General features: G+C 72.1%; 20 protein-coding genes. 11 read left to right on the top strand and 9 right to left on the bottom strand.

What is annotated here, in order from left to right; genetic code table 11:
* Positions 1 to 3 precede the first annotated feature (3 nt).
* From ACQPZ4_RS29300 to ACQPZ4_RS29310, 3 genes are all read right to left on the bottom strand, one after another.
* Positions 4 to 2,145: a hypothetical protein gene (locus tag ACQPZ4_RS29300; protein WP_433042181.1), complete on the bottom strand. Its 2,142-nt coding sequence runs from the start codon at positions 2,143 to 2,145 to the stop codon at positions 4 to 6.
* Positions 2,146 to 2,350: 205 nt separating this feature from the next.
* Entirely contained in the window at positions 2,351 to 3,301 is a 951-nt protein-coding gene (locus tag ACQPZ4_RS29305; RefSeq protein WP_433042184.1) for a dipeptidase, read from the bottom strand.
* The gene (locus ACQPZ4_RS29310; RefSeq protein ID WP_433042187.1) at positions 3,298 to 4,134 is read right to left on the bottom strand and encodes a hypothetical protein; all 837 of its coding nucleotides are present in this window, start codon (positions 4,132 to 4,134) and stop codon (positions 3,298 to 3,300) included. Before ACQPZ4_RS29310 ends, ACQPZ4_RS29305 begins: the two co-directional genes overlap by 4 nt.
* A 27-nt stretch (positions 4,135 to 4,161) precedes the next feature.
* Here ACQPZ4_RS29310 and ACQPZ4_RS29315 point away from each other — a divergent pair, with 27 nt between their 5' ends.
* Positions 4,162 to 4,908: a methyltransferase domain-containing protein gene (locus ACQPZ4_RS29315; RefSeq protein ID WP_433042190.1), complete on the top strand. Its 747-nt coding sequence runs from the start codon at positions 4,162 to 4,164 to the stop codon at positions 4,906 to 4,908.
* Here ACQPZ4_RS29315 and ACQPZ4_RS29320 read toward each other — a convergent pair.
* The gene (locus tag ACQPZ4_RS29320) at positions 4,905 to 5,666 is read right to left on the bottom strand and encodes a methyltransferase domain-containing protein (protein WP_433042193.1); all 762 of its coding nucleotides are present in this window, start codon (positions 5,664 to 5,666) and stop codon (positions 4,905 to 4,907) included. The genes ACQPZ4_RS29315 and ACQPZ4_RS29320 overlap by 4 nt on opposite strands.
* A 68-nt stretch (positions 5,667 to 5,734) precedes the next feature.
* Between ACQPZ4_RS29320 and ACQPZ4_RS29325 the strand changes: the two genes are divergently transcribed.
* Complete coding sequence (locus ACQPZ4_RS29325) at positions 5,735 to 6,151, top strand: MerR family transcriptional regulator (protein WP_433042196.1); 417 nt, start codon at positions 5,735 to 5,737, stop codon at positions 6,149 to 6,151.
* A gap of 54 nt (positions 6,152 to 6,205) precedes the next feature.
* On the opposite strand, the gene ACQPZ4_RS29330 is transcribed toward ACQPZ4_RS29325, so the two are convergent.
* Both ACQPZ4_RS29330 and ACQPZ4_RS29335 read right to left on the bottom strand, forming a co-directional pair.
* Complete coding sequence (locus tag ACQPZ4_RS29330; protein WP_433066709.1) at positions 6,206 to 6,961, bottom strand: class I SAM-dependent methyltransferase; 756 nt, start codon at positions 6,959 to 6,961, stop codon at positions 6,206 to 6,208.
* Between the two features lie 249 nt (positions 6,962 to 7,210).
* Positions 7,211 to 8,326, bottom strand: coding sequence for a GAF domain-containing protein (locus ACQPZ4_RS29335; protein ID WP_433042199.1), 1,116 nt, complete (start codon positions 8,324 to 8,326; stop codon positions 7,211 to 7,213).
* Positions 8,327 to 8,406: 80 nt separating this feature from the next.
* Between ACQPZ4_RS29335 and ACQPZ4_RS29340 the strand changes: the two genes are divergently transcribed.
* The 9 genes from ACQPZ4_RS29340 to ACQPZ4_RS29380 are packed head-to-tail and all read left to right on the top strand — an operon-like array spanning position 8,407 to position 16,472.
* Entirely contained in the window at positions 8,407 to 8,601 is a 195-nt protein-coding gene (locus ACQPZ4_RS29340) for a Flp family type IVb pilin (RefSeq protein WP_433042201.1), read from the top strand.
* Between the two features lie 18 nt (positions 8,602 to 8,619).
* On the top strand, positions 8,620 to 9,114 hold the full coding sequence (locus tag ACQPZ4_RS29345) for a TadE/TadG family type IV pilus assembly protein (RefSeq protein ID WP_433042203.1): 495 nt from the start codon (positions 8,620 to 8,622) through the stop codon (positions 9,112 to 9,114).
* Positions 9,102 to 10,226: a pilus assembly protein TadG-related protein gene (locus ACQPZ4_RS29350; protein WP_433042205.1), complete on the top strand. Its 1,125-nt coding sequence runs from the start codon at positions 9,102 to 9,104 to the stop codon at positions 10,224 to 10,226. Before ACQPZ4_RS29345 ends, ACQPZ4_RS29350 begins: the two co-directional genes overlap by 13 nt.
* A 19-nt stretch (positions 10,227 to 10,245) precedes the next feature.
* Complete coding sequence (cpaB, locus tag ACQPZ4_RS29355) at positions 10,246 to 11,001, top strand: Flp pilus assembly protein CpaB (protein WP_433042208.1); 756 nt, start codon at positions 10,246 to 10,248, stop codon at positions 10,999 to 11,001.
* Between the two features lie 9 nt (positions 11,002 to 11,010).
* Entirely contained in the window at positions 11,011 to 12,186 is a 1,176-nt protein-coding gene (locus ACQPZ4_RS29360; RefSeq protein WP_433042210.1) for an AAA family ATPase, read from the top strand.
* 36 nt (positions 12,187 to 12,222) lie between these two features.
* Positions 12,223 to 13,641 carry a CpaF family protein gene (locus tag ACQPZ4_RS29365; RefSeq protein WP_433042212.1) on the top strand — a complete coding sequence of 473 codons (1,419 nt, stop codon included), beginning with the start codon at positions 12,223 to 12,225 and terminating at the stop codon, positions 13,639 to 13,641.
* Positions 13,638 to 14,585 (top strand): type II secretion system F family protein, encoded by a 948-nt coding sequence (locus ACQPZ4_RS29370; RefSeq protein ID WP_433042214.1) that lies wholly within the window; start codon positions 13,638 to 13,640, stop codon positions 14,583 to 14,585. Before ACQPZ4_RS29365 ends, ACQPZ4_RS29370 begins: the two co-directional genes overlap by 4 nt.
* Position 14,586: 1 nt before the next feature.
* A complete protein-coding gene (locus ACQPZ4_RS29375; RefSeq protein WP_433042216.1) occupies positions 14,587 to 15,504 on the top strand; it encodes a type II secretion system F family protein in 918 nt (305 codons plus the stop codon).
* Positions 15,505 to 15,527: 23 nt separating this feature from the next.
* Entirely contained in the window at positions 15,528 to 16,472 is a 945-nt protein-coding gene (locus tag ACQPZ4_RS29380; protein WP_433042219.1) for an acyltransferase domain-containing protein, read from the top strand.
* Here ACQPZ4_RS29380 and ACQPZ4_RS29385 read toward each other — a convergent pair.
* The 3 genes from ACQPZ4_RS29385 to ACQPZ4_RS29395 are packed head-to-tail and all read right to left on the bottom strand — an operon-like array spanning position 16,411 to position 19,654.
* Positions 16,411 to 17,778, bottom strand: a complete 1,368-nt coding sequence (locus tag ACQPZ4_RS29385; RefSeq protein ID WP_433042222.1) for an FAD-dependent oxidoreductase — start codon at positions 17,776 to 17,778, stop codon at positions 16,411 to 16,413. The two genes, ACQPZ4_RS29380 and ACQPZ4_RS29385, sit on opposite strands and share 62 nt — an antisense overlap.
* Complete coding sequence (locus ACQPZ4_RS29390; RefSeq protein ID WP_433042225.1) at positions 17,775 to 18,719, bottom strand: glycosyltransferase family 2 protein; 945 nt, start codon at positions 18,717 to 18,719, stop codon at positions 17,775 to 17,777. Before ACQPZ4_RS29390 ends, ACQPZ4_RS29385 begins: the two co-directional genes overlap by 4 nt.
* On the bottom strand, positions 18,716 to 19,654 hold the full coding sequence (locus ACQPZ4_RS29395) for an NAD-dependent epimerase/dehydratase family protein (RefSeq protein ID WP_433042228.1): 939 nt from the start codon (positions 19,652 to 19,654) through the stop codon (positions 18,716 to 18,718). The genes ACQPZ4_RS29390 and ACQPZ4_RS29395 overlap by 4 nt, the downstream gene beginning before the upstream one ends.
* Between the last annotated feature and the right edge of the window lie 23 nt (positions 19,655 to 19,677).

The following is a 19,677-nucleotide window of genomic DNA, read 5'->3' on the forward strand; positions in this document are numbered from 1 at the left end:
CCCTCACGAGCGCGGGCTCGCGGGGACGGTCACCGCCGTGGCGGCGGTCAGGGTGAACTTCGTCGAGACCTCGGGCCCGTACGTCGTGGCGCCCGTGCCCCGGGCCCCGCTGACCGTCATCGAACCGGCGGCCGGCGCGGTGACCGTGATGGTCTTCGCGGCCGGGTCGTAGACGGCGTCGGCGCCGGCGCGCAGGGCCGCGAAGTGGGCGTTGCGGGCGGTCGTGTACGCCGCCAGCGTCGGCCAGTCCGGGCTCAGCACGGGCACGTTGTAGTACGAGCTGTACTTGGCCAGGACCGCGTCCAGCCAGTCGGTCAGCAGCGTCTTGCCCGAGCCGTAGTCGCGCAGGTTCGCGATGTGGAAGGTGTGCGTGTACACCGATCCGGTCGCGAGGTGGGTCAGGGCCACGTTCGCCTCGGCGTCGAGCACCTGCGCGTACGTCAGGTTCGTCGGCCAGAACGGGAACTTCCCGCCGGGGCCGTAGAAGCTGTTGTAGAACGCGGTCTCCTCGGCCGGGTTCGTGGTGTGGTAGGCGATGTTCGTCGGCCAGTCCGGCACCACCGAGATCGCGGGCTCCATCGGGTGCACGATGTTGCAGTTGAAGCACGCCGGCACGTGACTCGGGAAGGACATGTTGCCGTGCAGGTACTGCACGCCGAGCGCCTTCGCCGCCGCCAGCAGGTTCGGGTTCGACGCCATCAGGCCGTGATCGGTCGGCGGGTCGACGTCGTCGTCCGGGTTCGGGTTGTACACGCCGAGGCCCGAGTACTCGCCGGTCTTCAGCACGGTGTTGGGCTGGGACAGGCCGAGGCGGGTGGCGACGGTACGGTTGCCGTTGATCTCGTTGTAGGTCGTGGTGTAGTCGGTGAAGTTCAGCTCCGGGTGGGTCAGCGTGTGGTTGACCCAGCGGAACTTCGTGGACAGGCAGCGGGTGGTGGCGGTCAGCGTGCTGACGTTGCCGTTCGGGCTGCAGGTGGACCCGGCGTTGAGGTTCGCGTCCCCGCCGTTGTAGGCCATCGTCATCGTCAGGCCCGAGGCCAGCGGGTACGTGCTGCGCAGGGCGGTCTGGCGCTGGTACACGTTGTAGGCGTCGTGGCCGGACATCGAGTAGCCCGGGTCGGACTCGATGTGCCCGTCCGGGTAGTAGTGGTCGGCGCTGTTGAACCAGTCGTCGACGTCGACGTCGAGGAAGTGCCGCTGCTCGCCCACGAACAGCCCGCGGCTGGCCCAGCGGAACATGTTGTACGTCAGCAGCTGCGACTGCAGCAGGTACTGGTTCGACGTGAAGGTCAGCGCGAGCCGCTCCCGGCCGTCGGTCGAGGTCGTGCGCACACCGAGGACGTCGGCCCCGTTCACCAGCACCGGATCGGCCGCGCAGCCGGCGGCGACGCGGGTGCGGTACACGTAGGACTGCAGAATCGGGACCTTGGCGGTCGACTTGAGCGAGTCGAACACGCCGGCGCCGTTCGCGGTCAGCGACGCCGGCAGGATCGCGTCACCGACGGCGCCCTCGCTGGACGGGTTCAGGCAGTAGTTCTCGGGGAACGTGCCGTAGCTGGTGTACAGCGCGGCCTGGCGCACGGCGTAGTCGCGCTCGTACGCCCACAGCGTGTTCCACTCGGTGCCGTCCAGGCCGCTGACGTACGCCCCTCCGCCGGCGTCGTAGAGCAGCATGCTGCTGGTGAGCAGGATCGCGTTGTACTTCCCGGCGCCGTCGGTGCGCACCAGGTTCGCGGCCGTGAGCGGCTGGTCCTTGGTGTAGAGCACGTCGTAGGCGGCGCCGACCCGGTCCAGCGTCGAGCGCCAGGTGTCCACGCCCCAGTCCGTGTTGTCCACGGCGACGACGAGCGCGCGCAGCCCTACTTTGGCCGGTGTCGCCGCCGCCGTGGCCGACGGCGCCGCCAGCGTCGACGCGCTTCCTTCGGCGGACTTGGCGTTCGCGCTGGGCTTCGTGACCTTGGGCCGGACGGTCAGGTCCCGCTTCAGTTGTACGGAGCCGGAGGCCTTCGGCAGCGGCGCGGGCGGCTTGACGGCCTTCGCCTTGGGCGGCGCCGGATCACCCAGGACGAGCGCGTGCTCGTGATCTTCCTTGGCGGGCGCCCGCTTCTTTGGTTCGGCGCTGGCGGATTGGGCAGAAGTGAGCACGAGGACAGCGCACACGAATGCAGTGGCGGACAGTCTGAGCAAAGCCATAGGAGCTCCGGTTCGGTCGGCTGTGCGGCGCGACGGGCGCACGAGGCCATCGCCGGGCAGCGTGACGGCGTGCCGGCGGAAATGTTTCAGGAACGAACCGAATGCTACGAGCTGCGAGCGGTCCCCAAGCGCAAGCGGAGTGTGACTTCGGGGGTGGTCATTTCCAGACGGTTGCGGCGACCCTGCGGAAGTTGCCGCCCAGGATCGCGTCGATCGCGTCCTGCGGATATCCGCGCTCGCGCAGCTTGCCGTCCACGGCGAGCAGCCCCTCCGGCGGCACGAACTCGACCGGCCCCCAGCGGGTGTACACCTCGGGGAACAGCTCCGGGCTCTTGCGCATCTCGTCCTGCAGGTCCGCGAGGTCGAACGAGTAGTCGGTGGCCATCCCCACGTGCTCGGGCCCGACCAGCTCCACGGCGTGGTCGACGTGCCGCACGAGCGCGTCGAGGGAGGCGTCGTTCTCGCCGAGGAAGATCCCGACCCCGGTGATGCCGACGACCCCGCCGGTCGCCGCGCACTCCCGGGCCTGCTCGTCGGTGATGTTGCGCGGGTGGTCCCAGACCGAGCGCATGCAGGAGTGGCTGTAGATGACCGGCTGCTCGGACACCGCGCACAGGTCCAGGCCGGTGCGGGTGCTGCAGTGCGAGCCGTCGACGACCATGCCGACCGCGTTCATCTCCCGCACCAGGGCCCGGCCGTAGTCGCTGAGCCCGTCGTCGTGTTCATCCAGGCAGCCGCAGCCGGCGGCGTTGCGGTTGTTGTAGGTGGGCAGCATCGTGCGCACGCCGAGGTCGTAGAACTCCTGGACGCGTTCGAGCCGGCCTTCGAGCGGCCCGGAGTCCTCCAGGTCGTACGCGACGGTGACGCCGTTGTTCGCCTCGGCCGCGTCGACGTCCGCGATGGTGCGCGCGGTCGTCAGCCGCTCGTCGGCGAGAATCTTCCGGGTCCAGTGGTCGATCAGGCCGCGGACGAGCTCGTAGCTGTGCGGCGCGAACCCGACGTTGACGGAGACGTAGCTGCCGCCCGGCCGTTGGTAGCGGGCCAGCTCGCCGATCTCGGCGCGATTGTTCAGCGGCAGGCAGCAGTGCTGCTCCCAGAGCAAACTCATGTCGTCGTTCCCCGGCCGATCAGTGGTGGATGGTTCTCGCGCAGCACGACGGTGGACCGCCACGGCCCGTGCAGCACGTGCGCGACGCCGGCGTGGACACCGCTCGCGAGCGCGGCCTCGACCGCGGCGCGGTTCTCGTCGAGCTGGTCGAGCTCCGCGTACTGCTTGTGCAGGTCGGTCCCGGAGATCCACAGCGTGATCTCGGCGCCGCGTTCGAGGGCCGCGCGGAGGTCGTCGCGCAGCGGCCCCGGCTCGGCTTCGGCGATGATGGCGTGCAGCCGCTCCTGCCCGCACGGCACACTCGGCGCGGCGGCGGCCTCGTCCGCGCAGCTCGGGCAGGCCTTGTCGCGCCGCGGGTGGAAGTGGCTCAGGACCAGGCCGACCTCTTCCACCGGCAGGCCGCACAGCGTGGTGGCCCCGGACACGGCGTGCTCGCTGTCGTCCGCGGCTATCCCACACGTGAAGTCGGGGCGCCGGCGGGCGGCCGCGAACGTCCAGCCGGGCCGCTCGGGCCCGGCCTGGCGCCGCGGCGGCCGGCGCACGACGACCGGGCGGCCGTCGCTGGGCAGGATCGCGGCGTACCGGAACGCGGCGGTGGGCACCTCCACGACGCCGAAGCGGCCCTCGGTCCGCAGGGCTGATGTGGCTTCCGGACCGCCTTCGAGGATCTCGTGCATCCGGAGCTGCTCGCGGGCCCGGTCGGCGTCGATGCCCAGCCTCCACGAGTTCACCGCAGCGCCCTGGTCGAGCTCGGCGATCAGCTCGTCACGCAGCGCCTCGGGGCGCGCGGACGCGAGCTGCTCCCGCAACCGGTCGCGGAGGGGTTCTGGCACCCGTCGAGCCTAGCTACTCTGGCGACCATGGAGAAGGTCGACTACGACGCCCGCCTGCACGGCGTGTACGCCGCGGGCCGCCAGATGTCCGCTTCGGCGCAACGCACGTGGATGGACACGTTCGCGGCGCACCTGCCGGCCACCCGGCCGCTGGTGTGGCTCGACCTCGGCTCGGGGACGGGCCGGATGACACCGGCGCTGGCCTCGGCCTTCGGCGGGCCGGTGTACGGCGTGGAGCCGTCCGCACGGATGCGGGAGCAGGCGGTGGCGCACGAGGCCGTCACGTACCTGGAGGGTTCCGGGGAGCGGATTCCGCTGCCGGACGCCTCGGTCGACGCGGCGCTGGTGTTCTTCGTGTGGCACCACGTGCGGGACCACGCCGCAGCCGCCCGCGAACTGTTGCGGGTCGTGCGCCCGGGCGGCCGGCTGTTCGTGCAGGCCAACTTCGCCGATTTGATGCCGGACGTCTGGTGGTTCCGGGTCGTCCCGGCGTGGCGCGAGGTGGACCGCGCGCAGTTCGGCACGTTCGACTCGGTGCTTGCCGACTTCGCCGGCGCCGGGTTCGCGCTGACCGCGCGGGAGTCGGTCCGGTGGGAACGGTCGGCCAGCCTGGCCGAGGACGCGGCGAAGCTCCGGATGCGCGCGGTGTCGGCGTTCGAGCTGATGGACGCCTCGGCGGCCGCGGCGGGCTTCGCCGCGATCGAGGCGGCACTGCCTTCGCTGGACGAGGGCCCGCAGTACGAGACGAACTCGCTGCTCGTCTTCTCGCGTTAGGCGGTCGCGGCGGCGACGAACATGGGGACGGCCAGCGTCAGGCGTCCGTTCCCGGCACGTTCGCGCTGTTCGCTCGTCCAGCGCCGATGCTCGTCCGCGGTGATCGCCCCGGTCGTCTGCGCGATGCCGGCGTGGCCGAGCAGCATCGCGCAGGCCGTGTCGCCGTCGAGGAGCAGCGTGTGCACCTCCAGCGTGGCGTCGCGGAAGCCGGCGTCCAGCAGGAGCGTGCGGTATGCGCGGGCGATGCGCGGGTGCGGGATCGTGGCTGCGCGAGCGTGCACGATCCGCCATGTCAGGTCGGCGTCGTCGGAGTCTATGACGATGGTGTCCCAGTCCTGGCCGATGAGCACGATGCGGCCGCCTGGTGCGAGGACGCGGCGGGCCTCGGTGAGCGCCGCCGCGGGGTCGGGGAGCATGTGGAACACCTTGTCGGCGCGGTACCCGTGCACCGCACCGTCCTCGAACGGCAACCGGTCGGCGTCGGCCTCGCGGAAGTCCAGGTGCGCGTAGCGGGCACGCGCAACGCCGAGCATCGAGGGGTCCAGATCGACGCCGACCGCACGGCCGGCGTGCTGCGCGAGTTCTTCCACTGCGCGCCCGGTTCCGCAGCCGACGTCGACGACCGTCACATCGGGTTCGAGCGTCAGGAGTTGGTAGCTTCGCGCCCGAATGGCCACCGCGTCCGGTGCGTTTTCGGCGGCGTCGAGCTGGCGGATGAGCGTGTCCGTGTCCGTGTGCGCGGAGTGCGTGGCAGGCATGCTTGGGAGTGTGCGACTTCAGGTGAACCTGAAGTCAACCCAACCGCGTTCGGAGTCGAGGAGTGGTTATGGAGTATGCGATCGGGGAGCTGGCGGCCCGGTTCGGCCTCGCCACGCACGTGCTGCGGCACTGGGAGGACGAGGGCCTGCTGACTCCGTCCCGGAGGGTTGCCGCCCGCCGGGTCTACGGGCAGGAGCACGTCGCCCGCGTGGCCGAGATCCTGATCGGGAAGGACGCCGGGTTCAGCCTGGAACAGCTGCGCGAACTGTTCGCGGCGGCCGATCGCGATGAGCGCCGGGCGGTCATGCGCGCCCAACTCGCGCAGGTTCGCGCGCGCATCGCGCAACTGGCGCTGTCCGAGAAGATGCTCGAACACGGCCTGCGCTGCCGCCACCGCGACTACCAGGCCTGCCCGCGCTTCCAGGAGATGATCGAAGCGCGCATCGAGGGCGTCGACCTGGCCACCGCGATGGACCACGACTGACCATCCGCGCACGGCGAGCCTCCGCGCACGGCGAGCCTCAGCGCACGGCGAGCCTCAGCGCACGGCGAGCAGTACCCGGTCGGAGAGCACCTGCCAGACGGTCTCCACCTCGGCGAACCCGGCGGCGCGCAGGGCGGCCACGTGCGCGGCGAGGTCGGGTGGCGTGTCCTGGCGGCGCTTCCCCGCGTACCGTTCGGCCCGCCGCGCCATGAGCGGCCCGGCCTCCGGCTCCCGCTCGAACGACGCCCACCACTGCTCGGCCGTCTCCAGCCCGCGCGCGGCGAAGGCCTCGTCCGTCCACTGCGCGTCCAGTGCGCGATCGCTCAGCCCCGCGACCGTCGGGGACTCCGCTCCGTACGCCAGGTGGTCGGCGTTCAGCACCACCCCGCCGGGCGGGAGGAGGGCGGCGAGGTCGCGGTACACGCGGGCCAGGTCATCGGGCCACAACCAGTGCAGCGCGGTGCTGCTCAGCACCGCGTCGACCCGGGTCTCCCCCAGCTCGGCGGGCCAGTCCGGCTCGGACAGGTCGGCCTCGACCCAGCGCAGCCGCCCGCCGGCGTCGCCGAGCGCGCCCGCACCGACCGCGAGCATCACCGGGTCCATGTCCACGGCGATCGCCCGCGCGCCGGGAAAGCGGGCGAGCAGCCGCTGACTGATCGAGCCCGGCCCGCACGCGAGGTCGAGCGCCACGAACTCCGGCGGCAGCAGCGCCTCGAGGACGTCGAACATGGCCGTGAAGCGGGCCTCCCGCTCGGGGACGTACCCCTCCTGCTGCGCGTCCCACCGCCGCAGCCAGCCCTGCCAATCCATCGCCACGCCGCCGATTCTGGCAGGTTCCTGTCAGAATCGCATCCTCAACGCCCGGCGCCGTTGCGCGCGACGCTCAGCGCAACACGTGCGCAGTCGCGCGCCACGCTCAGCGCAACACGTGCGCAGTCGCGCGCCACGCTCAGCGCAACACGTGCGCAGTCGCGCGCGACGCTCGGCGCAACACGTGCGCAGTCGCGCGCGACGCTCGGCGCAACACGTGCGCAGTCGCGCGCGACGCTCGGCGCGGCGTCAGTACAGGTCGCGCAGGAGGTCGGCCGGGACGGGCGGGCCGAAGAGGCGGCCCTGGCCGCGCTGGACGCCCAGGGCCGGGAGCGCCACCGCGTCGGCCTCGGTGTCCACGCCGGCGGCGACCAGGCGCGGGCGGACCGGGCCCGGCTCGACCAGCGCGTCCTGGGCGGCCGCCGCCGGGGACGGGAGTTTGACCAGCTCGGGGTGCAGGTAGCGGAGCTCGGCGTCGTCGATCGTCACGCGCAGGCCGGCCGCGCGCAGGGGTTCGAGCACGTCGGCCAGCTTGTCGGGGTCGTCGGCGGGGTCGTCGGCCGAGCATTCGAGCACGATCCGGCCGAGCGGGAGGTCGGCGAGCATCCGGGTGTACGGGCGGTGCAGCAAGGTTGCCGCGCCCACCGGGACGGCGACGTAGCCGGCGGTGCGGGGCAGGGCCTCGGCCACCTTGCGCAGCGTGTGCATCTCCACGCGGTGCTGCTCGCCCAGGCCGCGCGCCGAGACGAGCAGCGGCTCCAGGGGCTCCGGCCGGTCGGTGTCGAGGGCGGACGCGCACGCGCCGACGCGGCGGCGGCTCTCCAGGTGGACCACCGGGTCGAGCAGCAGCCGGGCGTCCGCGCCGGTCGCGGCCTCGATGCGCGCGCGGATCGCCTCGTCGGCCATGCGCTCGTGGGCGCCGGGCTCGATGATGGCGGCGGTGGCGTCGGCCAGCTCGTGCATCAGATGTTCCTCCTCGGCCCCGAGGCGGGCGACGGGGCGGAAGCCGGCCGCGCACAGGGTGCCGTAGAACGTGCCGTCGGAGAGGCGGATCGGGACCGAGACGAACGCGCGAACGCGCAGTTTGCGCACCGCGGCCATGGCCATCGCCTCGGGGATCGCGCGCATGTCGGGGATGACCGCCGGCAGCTTGCCGTCGAGGATCGCCTGGCAGATGGTCTTCTCCTGCGGAAAGGCCAGACGATTGTCGCGCAGCAGGACCGGCAGCCGCGGCTCGACCACCTCGATGTGCTGGGTCGTGCCGTCCATGCGCGTGATGACAGCCAGGCTGAGGCCGAGGGCCCGCCGCGCCTCCCGCAGGAGCTCCCCGACGCGCTCGGCCGGCTCACTACGATGCCCCAGCACACTCCTAATACTACGGGTAGTTGTGCCGATACTCTGTGCGACCGGCCACGGACGGGGTTACGGCGTCGAGGGGAGCAAGGATGTTCAACGAGTGGGGCATGCGACTGGCCGCCCGTATGGCCGCGGTGCGCGCCGGCGACAGGAACGAGAAGGGAGCCACCGCCGTCGAGTACGGCCTGCTGGTCGCCCTGATCGCGCTCGTCATCGTCGGCGTGGTCACGACCCTCGGCACGAAGCTGCAGACGATCTTCACGAACATCACGACGGGGATCTGACACCCGGGCCGCATCGAGATGACGACACCGCGCCGCCCCGGCCGGCCGGACCACGAGTCCGGTCGCTGGGGCGGCGTCGGCTTGTTGCCGAAACCCGGCAACAGGCACGGGGCGGCGACGGTACGCGCGCAATCACGCGACGAGCGAGGCGCCGCGGCCGTCGAGCTGGCCATCGTGCTGCCCGTGCTGCTGCTGATCATCTTCGGCATCATCGACTTCGGCCGCGCGTACAACCAGCGGCTCATCCTGACCGAGGCCGCCCGCGAGGGCGCCCGTGCCGAGGCGGTCGGGGCCAGCGCGAGCCAGCAGGTCACCAACGTGGTCAACAGCCGCTTCGCCTACACGATGGCGCTGACGCAGTGCCAGACGGGCGCCACGCCATCGTCGGCAAAGGTCGTGCTCACCGCCACGTACACGTCGGTCACCCCGATCGGCAACATCGTCAAGCTCTTCGGCGGCACGATCAGCTGGAACCAGATGACCGCGACCGGGGTCATGACATGCGTCGGCTGAGCGACGACCGGGGCGCGGTCGTCACGATCTTCGCGATGCTGCTCTCGGCCGGCGTCCTGCTCGGCGCGGCGGCGCTGGTCGTCGACGTGGGCGCGGCGTACGACGAGCGCGAGCAGCTGACCGGCGGCGCCGACGCGGCGTCGTGGGCGGCCGCGCAGTACTGCATCGCCAACAGCGGCTGCACGGACGCGCAGAAACTCGCGGCGGGTACCGCGCTCGCCAACGGCAACGCCCGCGACAACAAGTCCGGCCTGCAGGTGTGCGGCTCGTCCGCCCCGGCCGTGTCCACCTGCGGCGCGATGGCCGCGCGCTCGACCAGCAACCTGCGCTCGTGCATGGGCACCGATCCGACGGCGCGCAGCTTCGTGCGCGCGACGACCACGACGCTGAACAGCAACGGCGCATCCACCGCCCCGACCTACTTCGCCGGTGCGATCAAGGCCAGGCCCGCCTCCCCCGCCACCTGCTCGCGGGTGGAGTGGAGCCCGGCCGGTCAGGCCCCGGCGGTCATGGCGTTCGGCATCGACTCCTGCAGCTTCACCAGCATCGTCAACGGCGGCACCCCGTACCAGCCGGTCGCGCCCACCGCCGCGCACGTCGACACCACCACCGGTGCGGTCGCCCCGGTGAAGGGGATTCCGTCCACCGGGACCGGACCCGACACGACGATCCGGGCGTACAGCGTCCTGTCCGGCGCCTGCAGCGTCCTCGGCGAGGGCGGGTTCGCCTGGTTCACCGCGACCAGCGGTTGCCTGCGCAACGACGTGGCGATCGGCCGGAGCGTGGTCCGGACCGGCAACAGCGCCGCATGTGTCACGGCGATGTCGAATGCCATCGCGAAGCGCACCCCGCTGCTGATTCCCGTCTACCAGGCCGCCCTGCTGAGTACCTCCTATCAGGTGGTCGGACTCGCGGCGTTCGTCGTCACCGGCTACCTGCTCACCGGCTACCCGGCTCAGCAGTCGGCAACCATTCCGCCACTGTTGCGTTGCGTCCTCACGGATTGCGTCTACGGGTACTTCACCAAGGCGCTGATCCCCGTCAACGCCAAGGCGATGCCGGCCACAACCACCACCGACTACGGCGTCGAGGCGATCGCCCGGACCGGCTGAACAGAACCGAGAGGAATCCATGCGACGACGGCTGCTGCTCGCGATCGCGGCATTCGCGCTGGCGTGTCTGAGCGTTGTGCTCATGGCCGCGTACGTGCGCGGCGCGGACGCGCGCGCGGTGGCCGGGCGGGAGCCGGTGCGCGTGTACGTCGCCGCGAAACGGGTGCCGGCCGGGACGACGGCCGCGCGGCTGCGCGACGACGGGGACATCGAGCTGGTGGTGATGCCGGCGTCGACGGTACCGGAGAATGCCCTGGAATCGATCGATGAGAACCTGGCGGCGCTGGTGCTCACCGCGCCCATCGAGCGTGGACAGCTGCTCCTGCGCGGCATGTTCGACCGGGCGAGCACGGTGAGCGGCGGGCTCACGGTGCCCGACGGGATGCTCGCGGTGAGCGTGCCGGTCCGGCTCGAGGGTGCGGTCGCGAACTATGTCACCGCCGGCGCCGACGTGACCGTGTTCTTCTCGGACATGGGCTCGGGCGGCGGCGAGTCCCCGTCCCCGAACGGCGAGTGGACCCGGGTGCTGCTCGACCGGGTGCGGGTGCTGGCGGTCGGCGTGCGGCCCGAGAGCACCAGCGGCAGCAGCACCAGCCGGGGGCTCGACTTCGGCTCGGCCGACGAGACGGTGCTGCTCACCCTGTCGGTGCGGCAGGAGGACGCGCAGCGGCTGGTTCTCGCGACCGGGACCGGCACGTTGTACGCCGCGCTGCTCAGCCCGCGCACCACGGTCACGCCCGGGGCCGGCATCGACACCGATCACATGTACCGGTGAGGGACGACTGTGCGCATCGTTGTCGAACCCGATCCCGCCAAGCGCGCCGCGTACGCGGACGAACTGCGCAAGGCCGGCTACGCGACCGCCGTGGACATGGAGGAGCTGCAGCGGTACCTCGCCGCGAACCCGGACACGATCCTGGTCGTGCTGACGGCGACCATCGACCTCGACGAGGCGCTGGCGTTCGCGGCGTACCAGCGCGTGCAGCGACCCGAACTGAGCGTCGTGCTCGTTCGCACACGGGTCACGAACGCCCTGTTGCAGGGCGCCTTGCGCGCGGGTGTGCGCGATGTCGTGCGCGACGACGTGGCCGAGATCCGCGCCGCCTGCCTGCGGGCGACGGACGTGGGCAAGGCGATGCAGAGCACCGTGCGCCCGGTCCGGCCGGCCGACAGCAACGCGAAGGTGATCACCGTCTTCGCGGGCAAGGGCGGCTGCGGCAAGAGCGTCGTGGCCACCAACCTCGCCGTCGCGCTGGCCGCCGGGGGCAGCCGCCGGGTGCTGCTCATCGACCTGGACCTGCAGTTCGGCGACGTGGCCATCATGCTCAAGCTGGCCCCGGCGCGCGGGATCGCCGACGCGGTGCCGATGGCGGGACGGCTGGACGAGCCCGGGTTGCGGTCGCTCATCACGCACTACCTGCCCGGCTGCGACACGCTGCTCGCCCCGGGCAACCCGGCCGCGGCCGACCAGGTGAGCCGGGACCTGGTGACCGAACTGCTCACCACCGCGCGGCCGCTCTACGACTTCATCGTCATCGACACGTCCTCGGCCGTGACCGAGCAGGTGCTCGCCGCGCTCGACCGTTCGGACTGGTACATCCTGGTCGTCACCCCGGACCTGCCCACGCTCAAGAGCGTCCGGCTCACGGTGGAGATGTTCGACCTGCTCAACTACCCGCCCGAGCAGCGGCTGATCCTGTTCAACCGCGCGGATTCGCAGGTCGGTCTGAGCATCGAGGACGTCGAGGAGGCGGTGGGGGCGCCGCTGTCGACGCACATGCCGTCGTCGCGGGACGTGCCGACCTCGGTCAACCGGGGCACGCCGCTGATCCTGGAGGCGCCGACCCACCCGGTGAGCCGTGCGGTGCGCGGGCTGGCCGACCGCTGCGCCGGCATCGACCGCGAACCGGACCGCCAGCGCCGCTCGGTGTTCACGATGCCGTTCCGGAGGCCGTCGTGACGATGATCGCCGCGCGAAGAGAGCGGGGAGGTCGTTGTGTCGCTCTCTGATCGGATCGCGCAGAAGACGAGCACCGGCACCGGGGCGTGGCCGTCCGCGCCGCCGGGCGGGGAGCCGTCCACCGTCGAGACGCCTCCGCCGCCACCGGTGGAGCGGCGCCGGTTCGGCGCCCATACCGCCGTCGATCCGGTGGCCGAGGTGCGGCCGCGGCTGCAGCGGGCCCTCGCCGAGATTCTCGGGCCGACGTTGTACGGCGGGCAGACCGACGCCACCGAGGACCTCGAACAGCGCGTGCGCCAGACGCTCAGCGATCTGCTCGCGCGGGAGGAGACGCCGCTCGCCGGGGCGGACCGGGCCCGGATCGTGCAGGAGGTCACCGACGAGATCCTCGGGCACGGGCCGATCGAGGCGCTGCTGCGCGACCCGAGCATCAGCGAGATCATGGTGAACGGGCCGCGGTCGGTGTTCGTCGAGCGGGCCGGGCGGCTGCTGCCGGCGGACGTCGAGTTCGACGACGAGGCGCACCTGCGGCGCATCATCGACCGGATCTGCTCGCGGGTCGGGCGGCGGGTCGACGAGGCGAGCCCGATGGTCGACGCCCGGCTGCCCGACGGGAGCCGGGTGAACGCGGTGGTACCGCCGATCGCGCTGGACGGGTCGTCGCTCACGATCCGCAAGTTCGCCGTGCAGCCGCTCGCGGTGACGGACCTGGTGCGGTTCGGGACACTGACCGCGCGTACCGCCGAATTCCTGGAAGCCTGTGTGCGCGGCCGCGCGAACATCGTGGTCAGCGGCGGCACCGGATCGGGCAAGACCACGATGCTCAACGTGCTGTCCGGGTTCGTGCCCGGCGACGAGCGGATCGTCACCGTGGAGGACGCGGCCGAGCTGCAGCTGCGCCAGGAGCACGTGGTGCGGCTGGAGTCGCGGCCGCCGAACTTCGAGAACCGCGGCGCGATCAGCACGCGCGATCTGGTGCGCAACGCGCTGCGCATGCGCCCGGACCGCATCGTGGTCGGCGAGGTCCGCGACGGCGCCGCGCTGGACATGTTGCAGGCGATGAACACCGGGCACGACGGTTCGCTCACCACGCTGCACGCGAACTCCCCGCGCGACGCGCTCGCGCGGCTGGAGACGATGGTGATGATGGCCGGCATGGACCTGCCGCTGCGCGCGATCCGCGAGCAGACCGCGTCCGCCGTCCATCTGGTCATCCAGGTCAACCGGCTGCGCGACGGCAGCCGCCGGGTCACGCACATCAGCGAGATCACGGGCATGGAGGCCGAGATCATCAGCCTGCAGGACCTGTTCCTGTTCGACCCGCGCGGCCGCGACACCGGCGGGCGCGTCAACGGCACGCTCGCCCCGACCGGCATCCGCCCGCGCGTGCTCGACGTGCTCGCCGCGCACGGGGTCACCGTCCCGGCGGCGACGTTCGGGGAGGCCCGCCGATGATGCTGCGGATCGCGCTGGCGGCGCTCGGCGCGGCGATCTTCCTCGGCGCCTGCGCGGTGCTGCCGCACATGTTCCGGACCGCGATGCAGCGCCGCCTCTACGAGCTGCGCCGCTTCGGGGGACGCCGCAACGGGCGGAGCCGGGCCGGGGAGCTCGCGGCGGCGCTGCGGCGGGCGGCCACCGCCAATCCGAACCAGGGCTGGCGCGGGCGGACCAGGGCGCGGCTGGAGCGGGCCGCGCTGCCGTGGACCGAGTGGCAGTGGGTGGCCGCGCGGCTCGTGCTGACGGCGGTCGTGCTCGTGGTCCTGTTGTTCGTTTCGCCATGGTACGTCGCGGTCGTGCTCGCACTGCTCACCGGTGCCCTGGCGCCCGGCGTGTTCCTGCGCGTGCGGGTCGCCCGGCGCAAGGCCGCCTTCGCCGAGGATCTGCCCGAGACGTTGCGGCTGGCGGTCAGTTCGCTGCGGTCCGGGTTCACGCTGCAGCACGCGATCGCCGCCGCGGCCAACGAGGGGTCCGGGGTCGTGGCCGATGAGCTGCGGCGGGCGTTGAACGAGACGCGGCTCGGCGGGAACCTGGAGGACGCGCTGGAGCGGCTTGCCGACCGTACCGGGAACCACGACGTCATCTGGCTCGTCATGGCCATCCGCATCCAGCGCGAGGTCGGCGGGAACCTGTCCGACGTGTTGCAGACGACCACGGACACGATGCGCGAACGTGCGCAGTTGCAGCGGCACGTGATGACGCTGTCCGCCGAGGGGCGGCTGTCCGCGATGATTCTGTTCGCTCTGCCCATCGTCGTCGGCGCGTGGCTGCTCGTGTTTCGCACGGAGTATGTGCGCCCGCTGTACACCGAGCCGCTCGGGATCGTCATGCTCGTCTACTCGGCCGTGTCGCTCGCGGCCGGCGCGCTGTGGCTGCGCGCGGTGATCAGGATCGACGTCTGACGTGCCGGCCCTGCTCGCACTTGTCGCTCTCGCCGCGTCCGGGGCGCTGTTCGTCGTGGCGATCGGGCTGCCGCCGACCGCCCGGGAGCGGGTGATGGCGGCGCTGACGCCGTTCACCCGGACCGCCGCCGTGGCCGCCGGGCAGCCCCGCGACGAGGCCGCGGCCGGATCGATGCCGGGGCGGCTGGCCGACGGGCCGCTCGGCGCGATCGGTCCGGCGATCACCGGTCGTCGTGCCGCGGTACGGCTCCAGCGCTGGCTCGGCTACGCCGGCAGCCCGCCCGGCTGGCCGCTGACCAGGCTGATCCGGGCCCGCGGGCTCGGGCTGTGCGCCGGTGCCGCCCTCGGGCTGTTCTTCGGCGGCGCCTGGTTCGGCGTCCGCGGACTGCTCGGGGGCGTGCCGCTCGGCGCGCTCGCGGGGGCACTGCTCGTCGACGTACTGCTGCTCAACGCGGCCCAGAAGCGCCAGCAGGAGCTGCTCAAGCACCTGCCCGACGCGCTCGACGCGCTGGTCATCGGGGTCGAGGCGGGGCTGGGCCTGGACGCGGCGATGGCGCAGGTCGCCACGTACACGACCGGGCCGATCGCGGCCGAACTGACCAGGACGCTGCAGGAGATGCGCATCGGCAGCGCGCGGGCGACGGCACTGCGCGCACTGGCCGCGCGAACGACCGTCAAGGAGCTGCGCACGTTTCTGACCGCGCTCGTGCAGTCCGGTGAGCTGGGCATCCCGATCGCCGATGTGCTGCGCGAGCACTCCCGCGAGACCCGCCTGAAGCGCCGGCAGCGGGCGGAGGAGCAGGCGCAGAAGGTACCAGTGAAGATCCTTCTGCCGGTGCTGTTGTGCATCTTCCCGGCGATGTTCGTGATCATCCTCGGCCCCGGCCTGCTCAACATGCTGCGGACCTTCGGCCACTGACGAGGGACCACTACAGTCTCAGTGTGGATCTCAACGACATCGCGGCGCGGCTCGGGGTTCCCGTCGAGGAGGTCGAGCGCGTGCGGCGGCTCGCCGGGGACGGGCCGTCGGCGCCGGTGCCCGCCAGGGAGGACGCGCCCGCGCTGCTGGAGCGGATCGCGGTCCGGCCCGACGACGCCGCCGAGATCATGGCGGGCTGGCCCGACGCCGGTTCCGAGCTGTGGACGCCCGAGCTGCGCTGGCTGCTCGACCGCTCGATCGCCCTGGTCAGGGCCGATCTCGGCGGGCACGGCTGGCTGCCGCCGGGGCCGGCGCTGCCGCGGGACCGGGGTGCGGCGTGGCGGCATCTGTACGTGTACGCGTACCTGGCGATGATCGACGTCGTGCTGGAGTACCACCGGGCCCACGGCGTGCCCGCGGACGTGTCGTGGGCGACGCTCGCGGACATGGGCCGCAACCTGGCCGTCGACCGGCGGATGCACCGCGAGGGCTGGCCGGTCATGCAGGCCTGGCTGACCCTGCACGCGCGCGGCGGCATCTACGAGCTGGGCCGGCTGCAGCACCAGCGCGGCGGCACGTCGATCGCCCTGCACATCCAGGAGTCGGGGCCGCTCACCCCGGCGGCGATCGACGAGTCGCTCACGGCCGCGCGCGCGTTCTTCCCGCGGCACTTCCCGGACGAGCACTACACGAGGTTCTCCTGTGGCTCGTGGCTGCTCGATCCGCAGCTGCTGGAGTACCTGCCGGAGGACTCGAACATCGTGCGGTTCCAGCGCCGGTTCGAGCTGGAGCCGTACGAGGAGCCGGAGGGCCAGGACGCCGACGTCGAGGTGCTGCGGTTCGTGTTCCGCACCCTGACCACGCCGCTCGACCAGCTGCCGCGGGACACCGTGCTGCAGCGCGCCATCATCGACCACCTGCGGGCCGGCCGGCACTGGCAGATTCGGCGCGGACTGTTGCCGTTCTGAGCGGCCGCGCCGCCAGCACGCGGCGGACGATGTCCGGTGCGAGCAGCGACGTGGGCGGGCGGACGAGGTTGAGCACCCGGACGAACGCCGCGCCCAGCACCTCGTCGCGGGTGGCCGCCGCGTGCAGCCGGTGCACGAACCAGTTCACGAACCGCACCCGCGCACTGCGCGGACCGCTCACCTCCGGGAAGCGCAGGTCGGTGCCGACCGCGATCGACCACGGGCCGTCGACGATCCGCGCGGCCGCGCGGAAGAAGCGCCGCGCCGGCATCCGAGGATTCGACGCGAGCAGCCGGGCCTCCAGCGCGGCCACCGTCATCCCCTGCCCGTAGATGGGGTTGAAGCTGCACAGCGCGTCGCCGAAGACCAGGAAGCCGGCCGGGAACCGGCGCAGCCGCTCGTACCGGCGGCGCACGCTGCCCGGATAGCGCATCAGGAACGGCGGCCCGACCGGCCGGGCCGAGCGGATGATGCGCGCGAAGTGCGGCGCCGGGAGCGCGTCCGCGAACTCGGCCATGCCGGCGTCGTCGGTCGGCGGCTGCAGCCCGAGCATCCCGTTGAGCGCCACCGCCACCCGGCCGCCCTCCACCGCGGCCGCGATCGCCGCCCGCGGGTTGCCCGGCACCGCGTTGGCCAGCACGCCGGACATGCCGTCGAGGTGCTCGGGCGTGTGCTCGTACAGGCGCGTCACGTAGGTGAGGTCGACCCGCACGACGTCCTCGGGCGCCGCCGCGTAGCCGAGCTCGCGCAGCCAGTGCGGGCTGCGCGAGGCCCGCCCGCCGGCGTCGACGACCAGGTCGGCCGCCATCCGGTACGCCGGGTCCGCGCCGTCCGCGCCATCCAACGGCGTCACCACCACCCCGGTCACCGTCGTCCGCGCACCGTCGGTGACCAGCGCGGTCACGTCGCGCTCGGTGACCAGCGAGACCCCGGGCAGCGCCGCGACCCGCCCGCGCACGGTGTGTTCGAGCAGCGGCCGGCTCACCCCCACCGCGAACAGGTCGGACGGTGCGCGCCGCATCAGGAAGCCGTCGTTGTACCAGTGCACCTCGCCGTGCAGGTCGACGATCGGCGCACCCTCCCCCGCCAGTTGCGCGGTCAGCCCCGGGAACAGCTCCTCCAGGATCTCCCGCCCCCGCGCCAGCAGCACGTGCAGCTGCCGCCCCTGCGGCACGCACCGCCGGCTCGACGGCGACTCGGGCAGCCGGTCCCGTTCGACGATCACCACCCGCTCGAAGTGCTCGTGCAACGCCCGCGCGGCGAGCAGCCCACCCATGCTCGCCCCGATCACCACCGCGGTTTTCATGCGCGCTCGCCGACGTTGCTGTCCGCGGCGACGATGTACGCCGGCCGGCCGCGCACCTCGTCGTGAATGCGCGCGATGTACTCCCCGATGATGCCCAGAATGAGCAGCTGCACCCCGCCCACCAGCAGCACCCCCGTCATGATCCCCAGCCAGGCCGGCGCCGACGTCGAGGGCAGCACCGCCAGCACCACCGCCGCGAACCCGAACAGCAGCGCGAGCGAGGTCGCCACGAGCCCGAGCGGCGCCGCCACCTTGAGCGGCAGGTCCGAGAACCCGAAGATGCCGTCCCGGGCCAACCCGACCAGCCGCCGCAGCGTGTACTCCGAATGCCCGTGCACCCGCGCCCGCCGGTCGAAGGCCACCGGCGCGTGCCGGAAGCCCGCGTAGCCGTACATGCCGCGCAGGAACCGGTGGTGCTCCTTCATCCCGTTGACCACGTCCAGCACCACCCGGTCGACCAGCCGGAAGTCCCCCGTGTCCCGCGGAATGTCCACCGTGGACATCCGCCCCAGCACGCGGTAGAAGGCCACCGCCGTCACGCGCTTGAACAGGCTGTCGCGGCGGGAGCGGCGCTGGGCGTACACGACCTGGAAGCCCTCCTCCCAGCGCGCGATCAGCTCCAGGCACACGTCCGGCGGGTCCTGCAGGTCGGCGTCCATGATGACGATCGCGTCGCCCTCGGCCCGGGCCATGCCCGCGCTCACCGCCGCCTGATGGCCGAAGTTGCGCGAGAGCGACAGCACGCGCACGTGCTCCGGGTCGTCGGCCGCCAGCTTGGCCAGCACGGCGCCGGACTCGTCGCGGCTGCCGTCGTCGACGAACAGGAAGCGATGCTCGTAGTCAGCTGCGATCCGAGCGGTCATCGCGCACATCTCGTCGTACAGCGGGCGCAGGCTCGGGGCGTTGTTGTAGACGGGAAAGATGTACGTGATGGTCTTCACCGGTGACCCCAATGGACGAAGCTCTCGATGGTCTTGCGCAACCCCTCGGCGAACCCGGTGATGGCCGGCTCCCCGAACTCGTCGCGATAGCGCTGCACGGTGATGGACGTGCGCTGCAGGACGCTGCGCGGCGCGTCGGAGTAGGTGGCCCGCACCTTGCGTTCGAGCAGCCCTTCCAGCAGCGCGACGATGTCGTTGAGGCTGGTCTGCTCGCCGCTGCCGATGTTGTACACCGCGTGCCGGTGCTCCCGCCGCAGCGACGTCGCGATCATCGCGGCCGCGTCCTCCACGTAGATGTAGTCGCGGGACGCGGTGCCGTCGCCCTGGATGGCGATCCCCTCGTCGTTGAGGTAGCTGCGCACGAAGGCGGCGACGACCCCCTGCCCGTGCTTGACCGGCTGGCGCGGTCCGTACGGGTTCGACAGCCGGTACACCACATAGGACTGTCCGTACTTGCGCCGGAAGAACTCCAGATAGTGCTCGGTGGCGAGCTTGCAGATGCCGTAGGGCGACACCGGCTGCGGCGCGTCGGACTCGGACATCGCGCGGTGCTCGGCGAGCAGGCCGTACACCGCGCCGCTGGAGGAGATGAACGCGAGCTTGCGCGCACCGGCGACCGCGCAGCACTCGAGCACCTCGATCGTGCGGCGCAGGTTGTCGATGTCGGCGTACGGGTCCGCGTCGGCCGCGAACGGCCCGGCCGCCGGCAGCGTGACGACGACCCAGTCCACACCGGACAGCGCCTTGGTCAGGTCGCCCGGGTCGAACGCGTCGCCCTGGACCTCCTCGACCATCGGCGAGGACCCGAACTGCGCGGGCCGCGCGAACAGGTCGAGCACGCGCACCCGGACCTGCCCGGTGGCGGCGAGCTTGTCCACGACGTGGCTGCCGATGAAACCGTTGCCACCCAGAACCAGGCACACTTCTTCACGCATGGTGGATCCCCCGTTGCAGGAGG

Origin of the sequence: Dactylosporangium sp. CS-033363 (genome assembly GCF_050942475.1) — a bacterium.
In the GTDB taxonomy this organism is placed as follows: Bacteria; Actinomycetota; Actinomycetes; order Mycobacteriales; family Micromonosporaceae; genus Dactylosporangium.

What these genes read in the sequence shown, in the direction of transcription:
- ACQPZ4_RS29340 (WP_433042201.1), top strand. Translation starts at nt 8,407, where the DNA reads ATGTTCAACGAGTGGGGCATGCGACTGGCCGCCCGTATGGCCGCGGTG.
- ACQPZ4_RS29325 (WP_433042196.1), top strand. Translation starts at nt 5,735, where the DNA reads ATGGAGTATGCGATCGGGGAGCTGGCGGCCCGGTTCGGCCTCGCCACG.
- ACQPZ4_RS29305 (WP_433042184.1), bottom strand. Translation starts at nt 3,301, where the DNA reads ATGAGTTTGCTCTGGGAGCAGCACTGCTGCCTGCCGCTGAACAATCGC.
- ACQPZ4_RS29395 (WP_433042228.1), bottom strand. Translation starts at nt 19,654, where the DNA reads ATGCGTGAAGAAGTGTGCCTGGTTCTGGGTGGCAACGGTTTCATCGGC.
- cpaB (WP_433042208.1), top strand. Translation starts at nt 10,246, where the DNA reads ATGCGACGACGGCTGCTGCTCGCGATCGCGGCATTCGCGCTGGCGTGT.
- ACQPZ4_RS29345 (WP_433042203.1), top strand. Translation starts at nt 8,620, where the DNA reads ATGACGACACCGCGCCGCCCCGGCCGGCCGGACCACGAGTCCGGTCGC.
- ACQPZ4_RS29330 (WP_433066709.1), bottom strand. Translation starts at nt 6,961, where the DNA reads ATGGATTGGCAGGGCTGGCTGCGGCGGTGGGACGCGCAGCAGGAGGGG.
- ACQPZ4_RS29320 (WP_433042193.1), bottom strand. Translation starts at nt 5,666, where the DNA reads ATGCCTGCCACGCACTCCGCGCACACGGACACGGACACGCTCATCCGC.
- ACQPZ4_RS29350 (WP_433042205.1), top strand. Translation starts at nt 9,102, where the DNA reads ATGCGTCGGCTGAGCGACGACCGGGGCGCGGTCGTCACGATCTTCGCG.
- ACQPZ4_RS29370 (WP_433042214.1), top strand. Translation starts at nt 13,638, where the DNA reads ATGATGCTGCGGATCGCGCTGGCGGCGCTCGGCGCGGCGATCTTCCTC.
- ACQPZ4_RS29385 (WP_433042222.1), bottom strand. Translation starts at nt 17,778, where the DNA reads ATGAAAACCGCGGTGGTGATCGGGGCGAGCATGGGTGGGCTGCTCGCC.
- ACQPZ4_RS29315 (WP_433042190.1), top strand. Translation starts at nt 4,162, where the DNA reads ATGGAGAAGGTCGACTACGACGCCCGCCTGCACGGCGTGTACGCCGCG.